The sequence below is a fragment of the Aeromonas sp. sif2433 genome (assembly GCF_019218705.1).
Classification (GTDB): domain Bacteria; phylum Pseudomonadota; class Gammaproteobacteria; order Enterobacterales; family Aeromonadaceae; genus Aeromonas; species Aeromonas encheleia.
Genome location: NZ_JAHUXD010000004.1, coordinates 191,950 through 209,983, shown reverse-complemented (window position 1 = coordinate 209,983; position 18,034 = coordinate 191,950). Strand labels below are relative to the sequence as shown.

The window sequence follows — 18,034 nt, the reverse complement described above, 5'->3', positions numbered from 1 at the left end:
CCTCGTCTGTAACGTGGAGACTCTGGATGCTGAAGCTGTCGGAGTTTTGGAGTGCCAGAGAACACTCCGATGATTTTACCCTGACCCGCATGGGTTTCATGACGGTACGTCTGCGGCTGCTGACCTGTGTGCTGATGCTGGGTCTTCCCGCCTGGACGCTGGTGGATTGGCTGACCCTGGCCCCTGCCCAGTTCGACGAGTTGTTCAAGGCCCGCATCTTCTGCTTGCTGGCCCTCTCTCCGCTCATCCCCTTCTCCTATCTCATTCACTTCAAGCGCGAGCGGATGAAGCTGGCCTTAGGCTATCTGATGGCGGTGATGATGCTGTTTGCCCTCATCTGCCTGCACAGCTTCGGGCCGGATCAGGAGCTGCAGGCGGGCTACATGGCCTTCCCCTATCTGCTGATCAGCCTGTTTGCCATCTTCCCCATACCGCTCTCCCTCGGCCTGCAACTGGCGGGCGGCATCCTGGTCACCATGTTGCTGGGTAACTGGTGGCTGACCGAGCAGCCGCTGTGGAGCCTGCAGACCCTCAACCAGATCTGGCTGCTGGCGCTGTTCACGGTGGCGAGCGCCTGGGTGCAGTGCGGCCAGCTCAACATGCTGCTGCAGCTCTATCGGGAGTCCACCACGGACGAGCTGACCGGCATGATGAACCGCCGCCTGTTGATGAAGAGGATAGAGAAGGCCAGGGCCACCATGATCCACAAGCAGGCCCCCTTTGCGGTGTTGCTGCTGGATCTGGACAGATTCAAGCGCATCAATGACACCTTCGGCCACCTGGCGGGGGATGCGGTGCTCAGGGAAGTAGCGGCCACCCTGGCGGAGCAGCTGGAACCCGGCATGGTGCTCGGTCGTTACGGGGGTGAGGAGTTCGCCATCCTGCTGCCCGGTTGCGGCGAGCTGGCCAAGGCGAAGCGGATAGCGGAGCGGCTGAGGATAGCGGTGGAGGCGCGGCTGGTGAAGAGCCCGATCTCGGACGAATTGCTGGAGGTGACGGTGAGCATAGGGCTGACGCTGGCCCGCTCCGGGGAGAGCATCGAAGAGCTGCTCAACCGGGCCGACGAGTGTCTCTATCTGGCCAAGATGGCGGGGCGCAACTGCGTGATCGGCGAAAAACCCGTTCTGCCCAGCCCGGTCAACACGGATGCCGCCTGAGGGCGGCATCCCGATCCACAACGCCTGCGCCTAGTTCAGCCGGTACTTGCCGGACAGCTGCTGGGCCAGCAGCTTGAACATGTTGAACACCGCCATGGTCTTGCCGGTCGGGGTGCCATCCTCGGCCAGGAAGAATTCCCCCTTGAACACCAGGATCTCCCCCTTCTGCTCCACCGCGTCGGCGCGCATGCCGTGGATGAAGTCTTCGTGACTCTTGATGATGCCGTTGGCCATCTCCAGCAGGGCAGTCTCGGTGATCAGCTCTTTCTCTGGTTGCATGCTCGTCTCCTTAAACGACTACTGACAGGACACGGGCGCGCCCTGTCGCTGATTGAAGAGGGCGCTAGCATACTGCAAAGGGGGATTTTCTGTCATTGATATGACCCCGTTTTTTAGCCCATCACCAGGTTTTTGAGCCAGTGGCGCTGGCGGATCCTGCGCTGCACCAGCAGCACCTTGCACAGCTCCTCCAGCAGCACCACCGCCACCACCCAGGAGAGGGGCCAGCCCAGCAGGCTGACCGCCGCCCAGGCGCAGGGCAGGCCGATGCACCACATGGCGATGATGTCGATGAAGATGCTGTAGTTCACGTCCCCGCCGGAGCGCAGCACCCCTATGATGCCCACCATGTTGAACACCTTGAGCAGCATGCCGAGGCACATGATGGCGAGCACCTGGCCCGCCTCCCCCATCAGCTCAGCCGGCAGGTTGCCGACCCACTGCAGCAGGTTGGTCTGCAGCAGCCAGACCGCTATCCCCACCAGCAGGGCGCCGACGGGGGCGAGCAGCAGGAACAGCTGGGAGTGTTGCCAGGCGGCCTCGTACTCCTCGGCCCCGAGCCGGTGGCCGAGCAGGGTGGAGCAGGCCACCGCCAGCCCGAAGAACAGCGAGATGAGGATGCTCTCCAGGGTGCCGAGGGTGGTCATGATGGCCAGGGAGTCGGTGCCGAGGTGGGCGTAGAGGAAGCCATAGAGCAGCATGCCGAAGGCCCAGAGTCCGTCATGGAACAGCAGCGGCAGGGCGATCAGGGTGAAGCGCACCACCTCCTTGCGCCGAAAGGCGTCCCACCAGTCCTGTCTGCGTGGCACGAGACGCGGCTCCTGCCGCCACACATAGATCAGCAGCAGCACGGTCTGCAGCAGACGGGAGAGCGTGGTGCCCCAGGCCGAGCCCGCCACCCCCATGGCCTCGAAGCCGAAGTTACCGAAGATGAGGGCATAGTTGAGGATGACGTTGGTGATGATGGCGATGATACCGATCCGGGTCGGCGCCGCCGCGTTGCCCACCGAGCGCAGGGCCGCCTCCAGCGGCACGACGATGGCGGTGCAGAGGATGGTGGCGCCGGTGATCATCAGGAACTCGTCGGCCAGCAGGCGCAATGCGGGATCCTGGCTGGCAAAGCCGAGCACGCTGCCCGGCGAGAGCACATAGATGAGCGCAAACGGCAGGCTCACCAGCAGGGCACCCACCAGCGCCAGCGCCAGGGAGCGGCGCACCCCGCCCAGCTCGCCGCGGCCGTAATACTGTGCCGCCAACACCGAGACCCCGCCAGAGAGGCCCGCTATCACCAGCAGATTGAAGAAGAAGACCCGGTTGCCCAAGCCGACCGCCGCCACAGCCGTGGTACCAAGCTGGCTCACCATCATGATATCGATGAGACCCAGCAGGGAGAACATCATGGATTGCAGCGAAACCGGCAGGGCCAGCCGCCACAGTCGCGTCATGAACTCGCGATCGGTGGTTTGTTTTAAAATCGCTTGCCAATAATTCATTTATATTAACCGGGTGTGTAAAAGATGACACTTGTCAGGGATATGATAGGGGCTGACCGGGGTGGGGCCACTGTGAGTGACTCTCGGTTTTCTTGTGCAAAACTATCTTGTTGAGGTGTTATGGGCTTTGCTAGCGAGTGCCTGGAGATCGCCCCGAGCTGCGAGGAGCGGATGCTGGGACGGGAGGGTCTGCCCCTGCTCGGTGAGGCAGGCATCTTCCTGACCGGTCTCTCCCACCTGCGGGATCACTACCTCATCCGCCGCAACAGACCCGAGTTCCACATCCTGATGGTGAGCCACGACGAGGGGGGCGTGCTGCTGACCGGGGCGACCGAACAGCCCATTCCCGCGGGCGCGCTGGTGTTCCTGCCGGCGGCCGTGCCGGGCGGGTTGCGGCTTGTCGGCGAGTGCTGGCAGACCAGCTGGATCCTGCTCGACGACATACCGCGCTGGCGCCACCTGCACCGGCTCGGCCACCGCATCTGGCAAGGGGAGGAGGGGGAGCAGCTCTACCATCTGCTCAGCCTGATGCAGGGGGAGGGGGTCCGCTCCCCGCTGCAGCCGCAGCTGCTCAGCCCGCTGCAGCCGCAGCTGCTCAGCCTGCTGCTGGCCCTGCTGGACAGAACCCTGCAGGGGGAGGTGCGCGGCACCCCGGAGCTGAGGTTGCAGGCGCTGTTTCGGCGGGTGGAGGCACGCCTCGACGAGCCCTGGAGCGTGGCGCTGCTCGCCGGCCAGATGGCCTGCTCTGTACCCCATCTGCACCGCCTCTGCCGGCAGCTGTTCGGCATGGGCCCCATGGCCTGGCTCACCCGGTTGCGGATGAACAAGGCGCGTCAGCTGCTGCTCTATACCAACTGGCCGCTCGGCGAGCTCGCTGGCCGGGTCGGTTACAGTGACGGTGCCAACTTTGCCAACCGTTTTCGCCGCCTGACGGGGCAGACCCCGGGGGCCTTTCGTCGACTGGGTCGCAAACCTGTCGCCACGGATGCGCAAACTCTTTGAAATTGTTGGCCCAAGCCCATAGGATCGGCGGGCCACACAGTCAAGGTACAGATCCATGTTTGAAGATAATAATCAGAAACGTCCTCTCTACATTCCCTACGCCGGCCCGGCCCTGCTGGAGACGCCGCTGCTCAACAAGGGCAGCGCCTTCACCAGCGAGGAGCGCAGCAGCTTCAACCTGGAAGGCCTGCTGCCCCAGAACATCGAGACCATCGAAGAGCAGACCGTGCGGGCCTATCGCCAGTTCATGGCGTTTGGCAACGACATGGACAAGCACATCTACCTGCGCAACATCCAGGATACCAACGAGACCCTGTTCTATCGCCTGCTGACCAACCATCTGACCGAGATGCTGCCGGTCATCTACACCCCGACCGTGGGCAAGGCGTGCGAGGAGTTCTCCAACATCTACCGCCGTGCCCGCGGCCTGTTCATCTCCTATCCGGACAAGGACAGGATCGATGACATGCTGCAGAACGCCACCAAGCAGAACGTCAAGGTGATAGTGGTCACCGACGGCGAGCGGATCCTGGGTCTCGGCGATCAGGGCATCGGCGGCATGGGCATTCCCATCGGCAAGCTGTCGCTCTACACCGCCTGTGGCGGCATCTCCCCGGCCTATTGCCTGCCGGTGGTGCTGGATGTGGGCACCAACAACCAGCAGCTGCTCAACGATCCCTTCTACATGGGCTGGCGCAATCCGCGCATCTCGGGGGAGGAGTATGACGAGTTCGTCGATGCCTTCATCCAGGCGGTCAAGCGCCGCTGGCCCGAGATCCTGCTGCAGTTCGAGGATTTCGCCCAGGGCAATGCCACCCCGCTGCTCAATCGTTACAAGGATGAGCTGTGCTGCTTCAACGACGACATCCAGGGTACGGCCGCGGTGACGCTGGGCAGCCTGATCGCGGCCTGCAAGGCCTCCGGTGCCAAGCTCTCCGAGAAGCGGGTCGCCTTCCTCGGCGCCGGCAGCGCCGGTTGCGGCATCGCCGAGCAGATAGTGGCGCAGATGAAGGCCGAAGGGCTGAATGATGCCGAGGCGCGGGGCCGGGTGTTCATGGTCGACCGCTTCGGCCTCATCACCGACAAGATCCCGAACCAGCTGCCGTTCCAGCGCCGTCTCTCCCAGCCGGTGGAGCGGATCAAAGAGTGGCCGGTGGGGGACAACATCTCCCTGCTGGAGGTGATGGAGCACGGTCGGCCGGATATCCTGATCGGCGTCTCCGGTCAGCCGGGTCTGTTCACCGAAGAGGTGGTCAAGACCATGCACAAGCATTGCACCCGCCCCATCATCTTCCCGCTCTCCAACCCCACCTCCCGGGTGGAGGCCACCCCGGCGGACCTCATCCGCTGGACCGATGGCCAGGTGCTGGTGGCGACCGGCAGCCCGTTCGCGCCGGTGGAGCACAAGGGCAAGCGCTACGTCATCGCCCAGTGCAACAACTCCTTCATCTTCCCGGGGATCGGGCTCGGCGTCATCGCCTCCGGTGCCACCCGGGTGACCGATGCCATGCTGATGTCGGCCAGCCGTGCCCTGGCGGAGTGTTCACCGCTGGTGAAGGGGGAGGATGGCTCCTTGCTGCCGGATCTGGCGGATATCCACCAGGTGTCCCGCTACATCGCCAAGATGGTGGCCAAGACCGCCATGTTGCAGGGCAAGGCGGTGCAGACTCCGGATGAGGTGATCGATCAGGCCATAGAGGCGAACTTCTGGCGGCCGGAATACCGGCGCTATCGCCGCACCTCGTTCTGATCGGGGTCAATGGCACAGATGCAAAAAGGGATGCGGCAGCATCCCTTTTTTTGTGCACGGCATGAGTGCCGGTTGCTACTGTGCCGGTTGCTCGGCAGCCGGCTCGAGGGCGGGCTCAGTCGCTGGCTCAGAGGTGGCGGGCATGGCGGCGTCGGCATCCTGCACGCCGGTGACCCGGATCTCGACCCGGCGATCCGGGGCGAGGCAGTCGATGAGTGCGGCCCTGGGCTTGACCTCGTCACACTGGTTGCCGGTCACCGGGTTGCTCTCGCCATTGCCCTGAATGCTGACCTTGTCGGCCGGCAGGCCCTTGCCGATCAGGAAGTTGGCTACTGTGCTTGCGCGGGCTTCCGACAGCGCCTGGTTGTTGGCATCCGAGCCGATGCGGTCGGTGTAGCCCATCACCACGGCGCTGCCATTCTTGGGCTGGATGTCGACTATCTGCTGATAGAGCGACTCCAGCGCCTGCATCCCCTCAGGTTTCAGCTCCGCCTTGCCGAAGGCAAACAGCACGTCCGAGCTCAGGTTGAAGGTCTGATCCACGGGGGCCGGAGCCGGGGGCGGCGCCACTATGGGGGCGGCGACCACGGCCGCGGCCACGGTGCGGTTGGGGTGCAGCACCAGCTCCAAGGTGGCGGTGCTGATGTCGCTGACCCAGCGCTGGGTGCCGCTGCCCACCTTGTCGTTGTCCGAGTCATCACCCACCCGCACCATATAGCGATAGCGGGCCTGGATGTCGATCCAGTCGGTCAGCCTGGCGGTCATGCCAAGCCCGGCCAGCGGCGCCAGGTTCTCTTCGTTGCCGTTGATGGATTTGACGCTGTAGAGGTAGCCACCACCCTCGGCAAACACCGAGAAGATGTCATTCAATGGCAGCCGGCCCAGGATCGACAGGGTTGCCCCCTGATTGCTGAACTCGTGGCCATTGATGTCCCATTCGCCGCCGGACAGATAGCCCAGTTCGGCGCCCAGGTTTTCGGTGAAGTTATAGCCAGCGAAGACGTTGTAGGCGGTGTCATCGTCGCTGACATCCTGACTAAAGTCATCGATATCATGTGCCCATGCCCAGCCCGCCCCTGCCCCTATATACCAGTCGTGAACGGGGGCCGCCTGCGCCGCCGTGGTCGCCAATGCCAATGCAATCCATACCGGTTTCAGTCTTATGTTCATCGCGTATCCTCGTCGATGTTGGGTGTTATAGGGCTCCCAGCCCTTGTTATGCATAACCACCATTATGTATAGGCGATATAAGAGGTTTAACCACTTAAGTGGCGCATCCATATAGAAATTCTGTGAGACAACCGGCAGCTATTGTGATCCGGCCAGGGGGGCGGGCGGCAATATTTTGGCATAAAAAAAGGGGCCGTGCGGCCCCTTCTTTTCGTGCAAGCATGCAGCTTATTGCTGGACTTCCTGCACCCCGGTGACGCGCACTTCGACGCGACGATCCGGAGCCAGGCAGGAGATCAGCTCGTTCTTGCCCTTGACGCCATCGCACTGGGTGCCGGTGACCGGGTTGGCTTCGCCATGACCTTCGATGGCCACCTTGCCTGCCGGCAGGCCCTTGCCGACCAGGAAGTCGGCCACGGTACGGGCGCGTGCTTCGGACAGCTTCTGGTTGTAGGCATCGGAGCCGATGCGGTCGGTGTAACCCACCACCACGGCGCTGCCATCTTTCGGCTGAACGTCAACGATCTGCTGATACAGAGTATTGAGTGCGGCGGTCCCTTCCGGCTTCAGGGTGGATTTGCCGAAGGCAAACAGCACGTCTGAGCTCAGGGAGAAGTTCTTGTCGACCACGACGGGAGCCGGCTCGGCGACCACGGGGGCCACTACGGGAGCGACATAGGTGGTGCGGTTCGGGTGCATCACCAGTTCCAGGGTCGCGACGCTCATGTCGGTTTCCCAGGTCTTCTGCTCGTCACCCAGGCTCCACATGTAGCGGTAACGGGCCTGCACATCGATGAGATCGGAGAGCTTGGCGGTCAGACCCAGGCCGGCGAGGGGGGCCGTGCCGTTGTCGCTCTCACCATTGCCGTTGACGTGGTTGAAGTAGGCACCGCCTTCGGCAAACACGGAGAAGATGTCGCTCAGCGGCAGGCGGGCGATACCGGACAGAGTCGCACCCTGGGTCTTGAAGTCGACGCCATCGACGCCACCCTTGCCGGCGTAGAGATAACCCAGCTCAGCGGCAAAGTTCTCGTTGAAGTTGTAGCCACCAAACAGGGACAGCGCGGTGGCGTCCTTGTCGGCATCCTGGCCGAAGGAGTCAAGGTCATGGCCATATGCCCAACCGGCACCCATACCTGTGTACCAGTCGTCTGCCGCCTGGGCGGTGGAAGTTCCCATGGCTGCAATAGCCAGAGCAATCAGGGTTGGTGCCATTTTCATTTTCATCATTTTATCCTCGTTGAGTTGCCGTGCTATGGGCGTACTGCGCACTCTTCTGTTATACCGACCGCAGATGACAATTCATGCTGCGACGTCGTGAGCCGATCACGGGCGGCTTGAATAAAAAATGGATGGTAACCTGGATTCTCATGAAGCTAATTCTCCATGGACAACTAACCGGGCAATAAGCACTTTTAATAGTTCATCCAATGTCTTACAAGCGAGGCTACTGTATTCTTTTGACCCACATTGATCAAGTTTCTGTACAAACATCCAGCGAGGGACTAGCGGTGAGGAGGGGGAGACGGCAAGGGGGCAGGAGAGGGAGATCGTTGCCGTGACGCAGATCGCAGGCAAGCAAAAGGGGATGCCGTGGCATCCCCTTTTCGCATTATCTGAGCGGAGTCAGATTACTGCTGAACTTCCTGAACGCCGGAGATGCGAACTTCTACGCGACGGTCCGGGGCCAGGCAGGAGATCAGCTCAGCCTTGGCCTTGACGCCGTTACACTTGGTACCGGTGACAGGGTTGGCTTCGCCACGACCTTCGATACCGACTTTGCTGGCAGCCATACCCTTGCTGACCAGGAAGTTGGCAACGGTGCGGGCACGAGCTTCGGACAGCTTCTGGTTGTAAGCGTCAGAACCGATGCGGTCGGTGTAACCAACGACTACGGCGTTGCCGTCTTTCGGTTGGAACTCAACGATCTGCTGGTACAGAGCGTTCAGAGCGTCAACACCTTCGGCCTTCAGGCTGTCTTTGCCAAAGGCAAACAGCACGTCGGAGTTCAGGGCGAAGTTCTTCTCAACGATCTGCGGAGCAGGAGCGGCTTCTTCAACAACAGGAGCGGCAACCGGTGCTACGTAGGAAGTACGGAACGGGTGGTAAACGGCTTCCAGGGTAGCCACGCTCTGGTTGGACTTGTACTGCTCGCCAGTGGCGGTAGTCAGGTCAGCCACGTCCCACATGTAACGGTAACGAGCTTGCAGATCCAGAGCGTCGTTAACCTTGTAGGTCACACCGGCGCCAGCCAGCGGGGATACTTTGGTATCGCTGGTGCCCATACCGTCGGTGTGGCCCCAGTAGGCGCCAGCTTCACCGAACAGGGAGAAGTCGTTACCCAGCGGCAGACGAGCGATACCGGACAGGGTGGCACCCTGGCTCTCGTAACGGTTGCCATCGGTGTTACCACGGCCGGTGTACTGGTAGCCCAGCTCGGAACCGAAGTATTCGTTGAAGTTGTAACCTACGAAGGCATTTGCAGCAGCTGCGTCTTCTTCACCGGCGGTAACGCCTTCGATCTTGTTCAGACCGTTGAAGTGAGTAGCACCGACACCGGCACCGAAGTAGATGTCGTCAGCGGCGTGTGCAGCAGTTGCGCCCATGGTAGCCATAGCGATGGCGATCAGGGAAGGAGCCATTTTCATCATAAAAAAATCCTCGTTGAGATGGCACGTAGTCCACGTGCTTCGCATTTTTTAATTTATGTAAGCTGCTGGCTCTGCCGGGCAACAATGGTTGCACCGAGCAGGGATCCTAGATCCATCCAGGAGGCACGTATCTGGGTGCACAGGTGAACGGGTTGCATTGTCGACAATGCTTCCCCCTTCACGAACAGCCGATGTCATTCCGATGACGTGGCGCACTTTATGCTCATTTCAAAACATGATCAAGCTCACAGATAATCGATAAGGCAATTTGTGTCGTGTGAGTAACTGGCTGTTTATCCGAATTTATTAGTGATCCAAGTAGGCGCGGTGCAGCTTTTTTTCAAGCTTCATATAGGCCTCAACCCAGGCCGGCCGTGCCGTGGCTCCAGACTCCCGCGTGGAAAATACCGCCAGGTAATCGGCCTCGGTTGCTTCGCACAGCAAGGGGGTGAAGCTGAGGAGAAAATGGCGGGCGAGATAGGGGTCGAGGGGCCAGATATTGAGGATGGCCCGCGCCACGGGCTGAACTGCTGCTGAACAAATGAAATTTCGATGTCCGGCCTCCAGCCACAGCGCCATCTCGCACAGACCCTGTTCGGGCACCAGGCCGCCATCTCCTTGCGTCACGGCAAGCTTCATATGGTTACCATTGCCGAGCAGCAGGGTGCCATCCTCCTGCAAGACGCCGTCGTGGCCGCGCAGGGGCTGCGTGCCGGGCTGCTCGAGGTAAAGGCTGCACCGGTCGGAGAGGGCCGCCAGCACTGACGCGGCCTCGCTTTGCAGGGCGGCTGGCAACCAGAACGCCTCGGCTCGGGTTTGCTGGCCCTGAAGGAGCTGTCGAGCGAGGGTCGCGGGGTCCGAATCGGGATGAAGACGGGAGATGATGCCTGGAAATGCCATGCTGATTACTCTTTAAGGGATAACCGGCGGATTATACGAGTTATGGCCGTGGCAACAATAAGGTTTCTTTTCGAGACTGTTTACCTGAGGCTGCTCTGCGATTACCATCCCCGATGTTTGTTAGGGTTGTCGTCGAAAGACGCTTATTAAAGATAGAGGCTCGACCATAACGAGTCCGTTCAAAACTGATACACTTGACTACGAGTCGTCGCGAAAAATACAGGTGGAGTGAATCCGCCGAACGGAGTATGGAACACCATGAATTCAAATATCGTAACTGTTGGCAAGAAGATCCGTCAGATCCGCGAAGCGGTTGGCCTGAGCCGTCCCAAGTTTGCCGATCTGCTGGGTGTCCCCCCGACTACCCTGAAGAACTATGAACTGGGTTATCGTGAAGTCGGAGGCGCCTTCCTGGTCGCCCTGGCTCATCACCCGGAATTGCACAAGTTCACCCTCTGGCTGCTGGCTGACAAGAAAGTCGCCGAAATCGGTCAGATCGGTCCGGACGATATTGCCAAGGCCTGATCATCGGAGCTTTGGTAAAAGTGCCGCCCTCGAGGCGGCATTTTTTTATCCATCAAAATACCGCTGAATTTAATTAAATGCTGTCGGCTGTGCTCTGCGCAGTGATTTTAATTAAAACCACTTGGCAAGCTGGATTAATCCCCAGAGAATTCCGACCCTTGAATGGGGAGCCTCCTCCCGTGATGCGTACAGTGAGACAAGCATGAGTCAAACCATACCGAAAGCCAGAGATGGCTTCACCAGCACCTTCGGCGTGCTCGCCGCCACCCTGGGCTCGGCCGTCGGCCTCGGCAATATCTGGAAATTCCCCTACCTGACCGGGGAAAATGGCGGCGCCGGCTTCCTGCTGGTCTATGTCATCGCCACCTTGCTGGTGGGCTTGCCGGTGATGATCTCGGAGATCATGCTGGGCCGTCAGGCCAAATCCGACGCGGTGAGCGGACTCATCAAGCTGGCGCCCAAGGGACAGCCCTGGTGGCTGATCGCGGCCATGGGAGTCACCGCGGCCTTCCTTATTATGTCCTTCTACTCCGAGGTGGCGGCCTGGGTGTTCGCCTACATCTTCAAGGCGATCAGCGGGGAGATCCTGTCGACCGATCCCGCCGTCACCGGTGCGGCCTTCAACTCCTTGATCACCGACCCGCTGCAGAGCCTGCTGTGGCAGTGGCTGGTGCTGGCGCTGATGGGGGGGATACTGTTGATGGGGGTCGCCAAGGGGATAGAGGCGGTGACCAAGAGGCTGATGCCGGTGCTGTTCATCCTGCTGCTGGTGATCGGCCTGCGCAGCCTGACCCTGCCGGGGGCGAGCGAGGGGCTGCGCTTCCTGTTCTCCCCGGACTTCTCCAAGATCACCGCCGGCGTGGTGCTGACGGCCATGGGGCTGGCGTTCTTCAAGCTCTCCATCGGCATGGGCTGCATGATGACCTATGGCAGCTATTTCCGGGACGATCAGCACATCCCGTTGACCACGGTCCGGGTCATGTGTGCTGACCTGTTCGTCTCCATGCTGGCGGGGATCGCCATCTTCCCTGCGGTGTTTGCGTTTGGCTTCGAGCCCTCGGCCGGCCCCTCCCTGCTGTTCATCACCATTCCGGCGGTGTTCGCCAGTATCCCGTTCGGCCATCTGTTCATGGTGCTGTTCTTCGTGCTCTCCGCCATCGCGGCGACCGGCGCCATGCTCTCCATCCTGGAGGTGCCGGTCTCGGTGCTGTCGGAGCGCTTCCACATGAGCCGCCCCAAGGCGACCCTGATCAACCTGCTGGTGCTGGGGGGGGTCGGCTCGACCTGTGCGCTCTCCAACAGCACCCTGGCGGAGGTGCAGATCGCCGGCAAGACCTTCTTCGATCTGTTCGACTTCATCTCGTCCAACGTGCTGATGCCGCTCGGCGGGATCTTCCTCTGCCTGTTTGTCGGCTGGGTCTGGGGCTATGAGCGGATGGCGGCGGCGCTGACCAATGGGGGCAAGCTGGAGCTGAAGATCCTCAAGCCGCTGTTCTTCATCATCCGTTATGTGTCGCCCTTGCTGATCCTGATCGTGATGCTCAAGGGGCTGGGGCTGTTCTGATCCCCTTCCCTGAGATAAAAAAGAGCGCCCGGTGGCGCTCTTTTTTTATGGCGAGTAGCAGGGCTTAGATGAGCCTGAGCCGGGACAACTCCTCCTTGAGCTGCTCCAGGTTACGTTCGACGCAGGCCTCGCCCTCGCCGATGGCGTCGCTCGCCCGATGGAAATCCATGATGGAGAAGCTGCCAAGACGCGGGCAGAGCTGGATCTCGGGGGGGTCCCCGGCCATACGGGCGCGGGTGATGCGCTCCTGCATGATGTTGATGGAGCCCGTCATCACGCTCCACATGCCGGGGGTGCTCGGTTCACCCCGATTCAGCCACTGGCTGAACCGGCCGCCCTGAACGGGTTCGTCGGAGTCGTCAGCCCAGGGCTGGTGCATATCGGCGTTGAGGTTGACGGCGATCACCACCTCGGCCCCCATGGCGCGGGCGAGGGAGATGGGCACAGGATTGACCACGGCGCCATCCACCAGCCACTGATCGTCGACCCGGGTCGGGGTCAGGATACCGGGCATGCCGCAGGAGGCGCGCACGCATTGGCGCAGCGGGCCCTCTTGCAGCCAGATCTCGCGCCCGGTGTTGAGTTCGGTGGCGACGCAGGCGAAGGGCAGCGGCAGGCTCTCGATGGGGGGATCGCCGAGGTGGTTGGCGGCGATGCCAAACACCTTCTCGCCGCGAAACAGGCCGCCGGAGAGGGCGGGATCGAGCAGTCCCATCACCTGCAGCCGGCTGAAGCCGCGTACCCAGGACTCCAGCTTGTCCAGCTCACCGGCGGCGTAGGCGGCGCCCACGAAGCTGCCGATGGAGCAACCGGCCACCAGATCCGGTTTGACGCCGAGCCGCTCCAGTGCCCGTATGATGCCTATGTGTGCCCAGCCTCGGGCAGCGCCGCTGCCCAGAGCCAGTCCCAAACGGGGTTTTCGTGACACGGTGCGTCTCCTTGCATGAGTAAGGGCTCCAGCTTACTCCCTGTTTTCCCGGCCGTCATCCTGCTAGCCCTCACCCTGAGTGCGGCCGCAAGCCTGGGCCCGACCTAGGGTCAGATTCACCAGTCACAGGCGAGTCTGATGATCTTTCGCCCTGGCTGTTACGATTTGTCACATTTATACATAGTCGCGGCATAGTCAGGAGTTACCATGATGCCATCATTGATGAAGTCTCCCCGTTTCTCCTACATTGCATGGATTGTTTGATGAAAATGCGCATATGGTTGTGGCTCCTCCCGCTCGCCCTGCTGGTGGCGGGCCTCTGGTATCTTCGTCAGGCCGAACCGGTCAGCAAACCCCAGCCGAAGCAAGTCAATATCCGGGCGCAGACAGTCCGGCAGAGCCTGGCCGAGCCCTCCATCAAGCTGGTCAGCAAGCTGGCGGCGAATCGCTCAGTGGCGGTCAGTCCCGAGGTCACCGGCCGCATCGTCAAGATAGGAGTGCGCTCCGGTCAGCGGGTCAAGCAGGGGGAGACCCTGATCGCCCTGGATGAGGGCAAGCAGCGGGCGGAGCTGGCCGAGCAGAGCGCCAGCCTGCGCGATGAGAAGCGCAAGTTGCGCGACATGCGCCGGCTGGTGGAGCGCGGCGCCATCACCAATTCGGAGCTGGAAGGGCAGGAGGCGACCGTGGCCCAGGCCCAGGCCAGGGTCGACGCGGCCCAGTACGAGCTGTCGCTGCGCACCCTGCCGGCCCCCTTCAACGGCACCGTCAGCCTGATCGATCTCAGCGAGGGCGCCCTGGTCAACAGCGGCGACGTGCTGCTCCACCTGGATGAACTCGCCAAGCTGCGGCTCGATCTGGCGGTGCCCGAGCGTTATCTCGCCCTGCTGAGGCCGGGCATGGCGGTGACGACCACCAGCTCGGCCTGGCCGGACCAATCCTTCTCCGGCGTGCTGGAGACGCTCGACAGCCGGATCTCCAACGAGACCCAAAACATCAAGGCCCGCGTCATCATCCCCAATCCCACCGGCCAGCTGCGGCCCGGCATGATGATGAACGTGGAGCTCTCCCTGCCCGCCCAGAAGATGACCCTGATCCCGGCCCAATCGGTGGAGTACGCCGGCGAGCAGCGCTTCGTCTACCGGCTGGAGACGGATGGCCGGGTGAAGCGCATCCCGGTGGAGCTGGGGGATACCCATGGCGAGGAGGTGTGGGTCATCAAGGGGCTGAGCGTCGGCGATCGCATCGCGGTCGAGGGGCTGGTCAACCTGCGTGACGGTGCCTATGTGCGCGATCTGGCAGAGGTAAAAGGCTGATGTGGCTCTCCGATATGTCAGTGCGCCGCCCGCTGGTGGCGGTGGTCATCAGTGCCCTGCTCACGGTGTTCGGCCTGGTGGCCTTCAGCAAATTGACGGTGCGGGAGATGCCGGACGTGCAGACCCCGTCCGTCTCCATCACCACCACCTATGACGGCGCCGCCCCCGAGGTCATGGAGAGCCAGGTCACCAAGCCCATCGAAGATCAGCTCTCCGGCATCAGCGGCATCAAGAACATCAATTCTGTGACCCGCAAGGGGCGCTCCTCCATCACGGTGGAGTTCAAGCTCGGCTGGAACATGGTAGAAGGCACCTCGGATGTGCGTGACGCCATCTCCCGCGCCCGTCCCAAGTTGCCGGACGAGGTGGACGAGCCCATGGTCACCAAGGACAACGGTAACGGGGATGTGGCGATCTGGCTCAACTTCAGCAGCACCCAGATGGACCGCACCGCCCTGACCGATTACGCCAACCGGGTGCTGGTCGACCCCCTGAGTCTGGTGGACGGGGTGAGCGAGATCTCCCTGTCCGGCGATCTGACCCAGGTGATGTATGTCAGGCTGCGTCCCGCCGACATGGCGGCCCGCGGCATCACGGTGGCGGACGTGCAGGATGCCCTCAAGCGGGAGAACATCGAGCTGCCGGGCGGGGAGATCCGCAACAACAGCATGACGATGGCGGTGCAGATCGCCCGTCTCTACCACAGTGCCGAGGATTTTCGCTCCCTGCCGGTGGCGACCGCCGCCAATGGCCAGAGCATCTACCTGGCCGACATCGCCGACGTGGAGGTGGGGGCCAAGAACGAAGACAGCGCCTACCAGCGCAATGGCAAGGAGAGCCTGGGGATTGGCATAGTCGCCCAGTCCACCGCCAACCCGCTGGCGGTGGCGCAGGGGATAGAGCAGAAGATGAGCGAGATGCAGCGCTTCCTGCCGGAGGGGGCCAAGCTCGAGGTGGATTACGACTCCACCGTCTTCATCAAGCAGGCCATCCACGAGGTGTATATCACCCTGGCCATCTGCGCCGTGCTGGTGGTGGCCGTGCTCTATCTGTTCCTGGGGCAGGGGCGAACTACCCTGATCCCGGCCATCACCGTGCCGGTGTCGCTCATCTCCGCCTTCATCGGCGCCTGGTACCTCGGCTTCTCCATCAACCTCATCACATTGCTCGCCCTTATTCTCGCCATCGGCCTGGTGGTGGACGACGCCATAGTGGTGGTGGAGAACATCCATCACCATCTGCAGCGGGGGGAGCCCCCGCTGATGGCGGCCTGGCACGGTACCCGCGAGGTGGGCTTTGCGGTGATCGCGACCACGGCCGTGCTGGTGATGGTGTTCGTGCCCATCGCCTTCATGGATGGCATGGTGGGGCGGCTCTTCACCGAGTTTGCCATCCTGCTGTCGCTCGCCGTGCTGTTCTCCTCCCTGGTGGCGCTGACTCTGACTCCGGCCATGGGCTCCTGGCTGATGCGCGCGGTCGACAAGCCCAACGCCCTGACCGCGACCCTGGACCGTGGCCTCGGTTGGGTGGAGTTGCACTACCGGCGTCTGCTGGGCTGGGTGCTGCGCCGCTCCGCCTGGACCCCGCTGGTGCTGGTGCTCTGCCTCGGCGGCATCGGCGCCCTGTTTAGCCAGCTGCCCGCCAGCCTGACCCCGACCGAGGACAGGGGCGTGCTCTATGTGTTCGTCAAGGGGGCCGAGGGCACCAGCATAGAGCGGATGAAGCGCAACATGCAGCAGGTGGAGGCCGCGGTCATGCCGCTGCTCGGCAAGGGGGTGGTGCAGGCCATGAGCTTCAGCACCCCGGCCTTCGGCCGCGGTGGCGATCAGACCGGGATGGCGATCATCCAGCTGACCGACTGGGCGGTGCGCGGCGAGACCGCGACCGAGTTCGCCCGCACCCTCAGCACACGCCTCGCCGCCATTCCTGACGTGATGATCCGCACCTTCCAGCCCGGCTTCAAGGGCGGTTCCAACGCCGCCGTGCAGTTCGTGCTGCAGGGTTCGGACTATGCCGAGATCTACCAGCAGGGGCTGGTGTTGCAGCAGGCCGCCGCCCAGAGTGGTCTGATGCTGGCGCCGGATCTGGACTACGCCGAGAAGACCCCCGAGCTGCAGGTGACCATAGAGCGGGACAGGGCCAGCCAGCTCGGCATCCCTGTCTCCACCGTGGCCAGCTCGTTGCAGGCCCTGCTCGGCGGTGTCAGCCAGACCACCTATGTGGACAGGGGCGAGGAGTATGACGTCTACCTGCGCGCCAATCAGAGCGACTTCAACGGCATCTCGGATGTCAGCCGCATCTATCTGAAGGCGGCCAGCGGCGAGATGGTGAGCCTGTCGACCCTGGCCACCGTCAAGCAGGTGGCGAGCCCGCAGCGCCTCAACCACTACCAGCGCCAGAAGGCGATCGCCCTCACCGCGGACGTGGCCCCCGGCCACACCCTGGGGGAGGCGCTCGACTTCCTCGACGGCTGGGCCAGCACCCATCTGCCCGCCGGCATGACGGTGGACTATGCCGGCGACTCCAAGGACTACCGTGACAACCAGGGCGAGATGCTGATGGTGTTCGGCCTGGCCCTGCTGGTGGTCTATCTGGTGCTGGTGGCGCAGTTCGAGAGCCTGTTGACCCCGACCGTGGTGATGGTGACTGTGCCGCTCGGCATCTTCGGTGGCCTGCTGGGCTTGTGGCTGACGGGGCAGGAGCTGAGCATCTACAGCCAGATCGGCATGATCATGCTGATCGGCATGGTGACCAAGAACGGCATCCTCATCGTCGAGTTCATCAACCAGCTGCGCCAGCGTGGCGAGGGATTCGAGGAGGCGATCATCGCGGCCTCGGTGCGCCGCCTGCGGCCCATACTGATGACCTCGCTGACCGCCATCATAGGCGCCGTGCCGCTGATGATCTCCATGGGGGCCGGCTACGAGAGCCGGATGGCGGTGGGGACTGTGGTGTTCTTCGGCCTCTCCCTGGCGACCCTGGTGACCCTGGTGATGGTGCCGGCCATCTATCACCTGCTGGCCAGACGGGCCGGCATGACGGGCGCGCGGGATCTGCTGGTGGACGAGGCGCTGGCGCTGGACAGCGAGCCCGAGCAGCGGGGCAAGCCGGCGGCCTGAGCGGCCAGGCCGAAGTCGCTGGATTGAGAAGGGCGCCTGCGGGCGCCCTCTTTGTTGGCCGGTTGTCGGCGCTGCCTGCCACCACGGCGGCGGTGCGCCTCGCCTCACGGGCACTCACGGCTTATCCCTCTGGGTTTATGGGGGTAAAAAGCCATCGCTCCCGCACGGCTCTGCCGGTATAAT

At 62.5% G+C, this 18,034-nt stretch carries 14 protein-coding genes; 7 read left to right on the top strand and 7 right to left on the bottom strand.

Features of this window, described 5'->3' with window-relative positions; genetic code table 11:
• The first annotated feature begins 26 nt into the window (after nt 1-26).
• Nucleotides 27-1,157 (top strand): GGDEF domain-containing protein, encoded by a 1,131-nt coding sequence (locus KW825_RS08260; protein ID WP_218328908.1) that lies wholly within the window; start codon nt 27-29, stop codon nt 1,155-1,157.
• Between the two features lie 30 nt (nt 1,158-1,187).
• Here KW825_RS08260 and KW825_RS08255 read toward each other — a convergent pair whose 3' ends face one another.
• Both KW825_RS08255 and KW825_RS08250 read right to left on the bottom strand, forming a co-directional pair.
• The gene (locus KW825_RS08255) at nt 1,188-1,436 is read right to left on the bottom strand and encodes a DUF2498 family protein (protein WP_042653977.1); all 249 of its coding nucleotides are present in this window, start codon (nt 1,434-1,436) and stop codon (nt 1,188-1,190) included.
• A gap of 113 nt (nt 1,437-1,549) precedes the next feature.
• Nucleotides 1,550-2,929 carry an MATE family efflux transporter gene (locus KW825_RS08250; protein WP_218328907.1) on the bottom strand — a complete coding sequence of 460 codons (1,380 nt, stop codon included), beginning with the start codon at nt 2,927-2,929 and terminating at the stop codon, nt 1,550-1,552.
• Nucleotides 2,930-3,049: 120 nt separating this feature from the next.
• Here KW825_RS08250 and KW825_RS08245 point away from each other — a divergent pair, with 120 nt between their 5' ends.
• On the top strand, nt 3,050-3,931 hold the full coding sequence (locus KW825_RS08245) for an AraC family transcriptional regulator (RefSeq protein ID WP_218328906.1): 882 nt from the start codon (nt 3,050-3,052) through the stop codon (nt 3,929-3,931).
• Between the two features lie 55 nt (nt 3,932-3,986).
• A complete protein-coding gene (locus tag KW825_RS08240; RefSeq protein ID WP_218328905.1) occupies nt 3,987-5,681 on the top strand; it encodes an NAD-dependent malic enzyme in 1,695 nt (564 codons plus the stop codon).
• A gap of 75 nt (nt 5,682-5,756) precedes the next feature.
• Here the strand turns inward: KW825_RS08240 and KW825_RS08235 are convergent, their stop codons facing one another.
• From KW825_RS08235 to KW825_RS08220, 4 genes are all read right to left on the bottom strand, one after another.
• Nucleotides 5,757-6,851, bottom strand: coding sequence for an OmpA family protein (locus tag KW825_RS08235; RefSeq protein ID WP_218328904.1), 1,095 nt, complete (start codon nt 6,849-6,851; stop codon nt 5,757-5,759).
• Nucleotides 6,852-7,079: 228 nt separating this feature from the next.
• Nucleotides 7,080-8,078, bottom strand: coding sequence for a porin OmpA (gene ompA / locus KW825_RS08230; RefSeq protein ID WP_218289921.1), 999 nt, complete (start codon nt 8,076-8,078; stop codon nt 7,080-7,082).
• A 404-nt stretch (nt 8,079-8,482) separates the two neighbouring features.
• The gene (locus KW825_RS08225; protein ID WP_042653971.1) at nt 8,483-9,502 is read right to left on the bottom strand and encodes a porin OmpA; all 1,020 of its coding nucleotides are present in this window, start codon (nt 9,500-9,502) and stop codon (nt 8,483-8,485) included.
• A gap of 306 nt (nt 9,503-9,808) precedes the next feature.
• On the bottom strand, nt 9,809-10,402 hold the full coding sequence (locus KW825_RS08220; protein ID WP_218328903.1) for a hypothetical protein: 594 nt from the start codon (nt 10,400-10,402) through the stop codon (nt 9,809-9,811).
• A gap of 258 nt (nt 10,403-10,660) precedes the next feature.
• On the opposite strand from KW825_RS08220, the gene KW825_RS08215 reads away from it, so the two are divergent.
• Both KW825_RS08215 and KW825_RS08210 read left to right on the top strand, forming a co-directional pair.
• The gene (locus KW825_RS08215; RefSeq protein ID WP_005298604.1) at nt 10,661-10,927 is read left to right on the top strand and encodes a DNA-binding transcriptional regulator; all 267 of its coding nucleotides are present in this window, start codon (nt 10,661-10,663) and stop codon (nt 10,925-10,927) included.
• Between the two features lie 202 nt (nt 10,928-11,129).
• Nucleotides 11,130-12,491, top strand: a complete 1,362-nt coding sequence (locus KW825_RS08210; RefSeq protein WP_218328902.1) for a sodium-dependent transporter — start codon at nt 11,130-11,132, stop codon at nt 12,489-12,491.
• A 64-nt stretch (nt 12,492-12,555) separates the two neighbouring features.
• On the opposite strand, the gene rssA is transcribed toward KW825_RS08210, so the two are convergent.
• A complete protein-coding gene (gene rssA, locus KW825_RS08205) occupies nt 12,556-13,419 on the bottom strand; it encodes a patatin-like phospholipase RssA (RefSeq protein WP_218289923.1) in 864 nt (287 codons plus the stop codon).
• Nucleotides 13,420-13,682: 263 nt separating this feature from the next.
• On the opposite strand from rssA, the gene KW825_RS08200 reads away from it, so the two are divergent.
• Together KW825_RS08200 and KW825_RS08195 are read left to right on the top strand one after the other, a co-directional pair.
• Nucleotides 13,683-14,732, top strand: coding sequence for an efflux RND transporter periplasmic adaptor subunit (locus KW825_RS08200; RefSeq protein WP_218328901.1), 1,050 nt, complete (start codon nt 13,683-13,685; stop codon nt 14,730-14,732).
• On the top strand, nt 14,732-17,851 hold the full coding sequence (locus tag KW825_RS08195; RefSeq protein ID WP_218328900.1) for an efflux RND transporter permease subunit: 3,120 nt from the start codon (nt 14,732-14,734) through the stop codon (nt 17,849-17,851). The genes KW825_RS08200 and KW825_RS08195 overlap by 1 nt, the downstream gene beginning before the upstream one ends.
• Nucleotides 17,852-18,034: the final 183 nt, after the last annotated feature.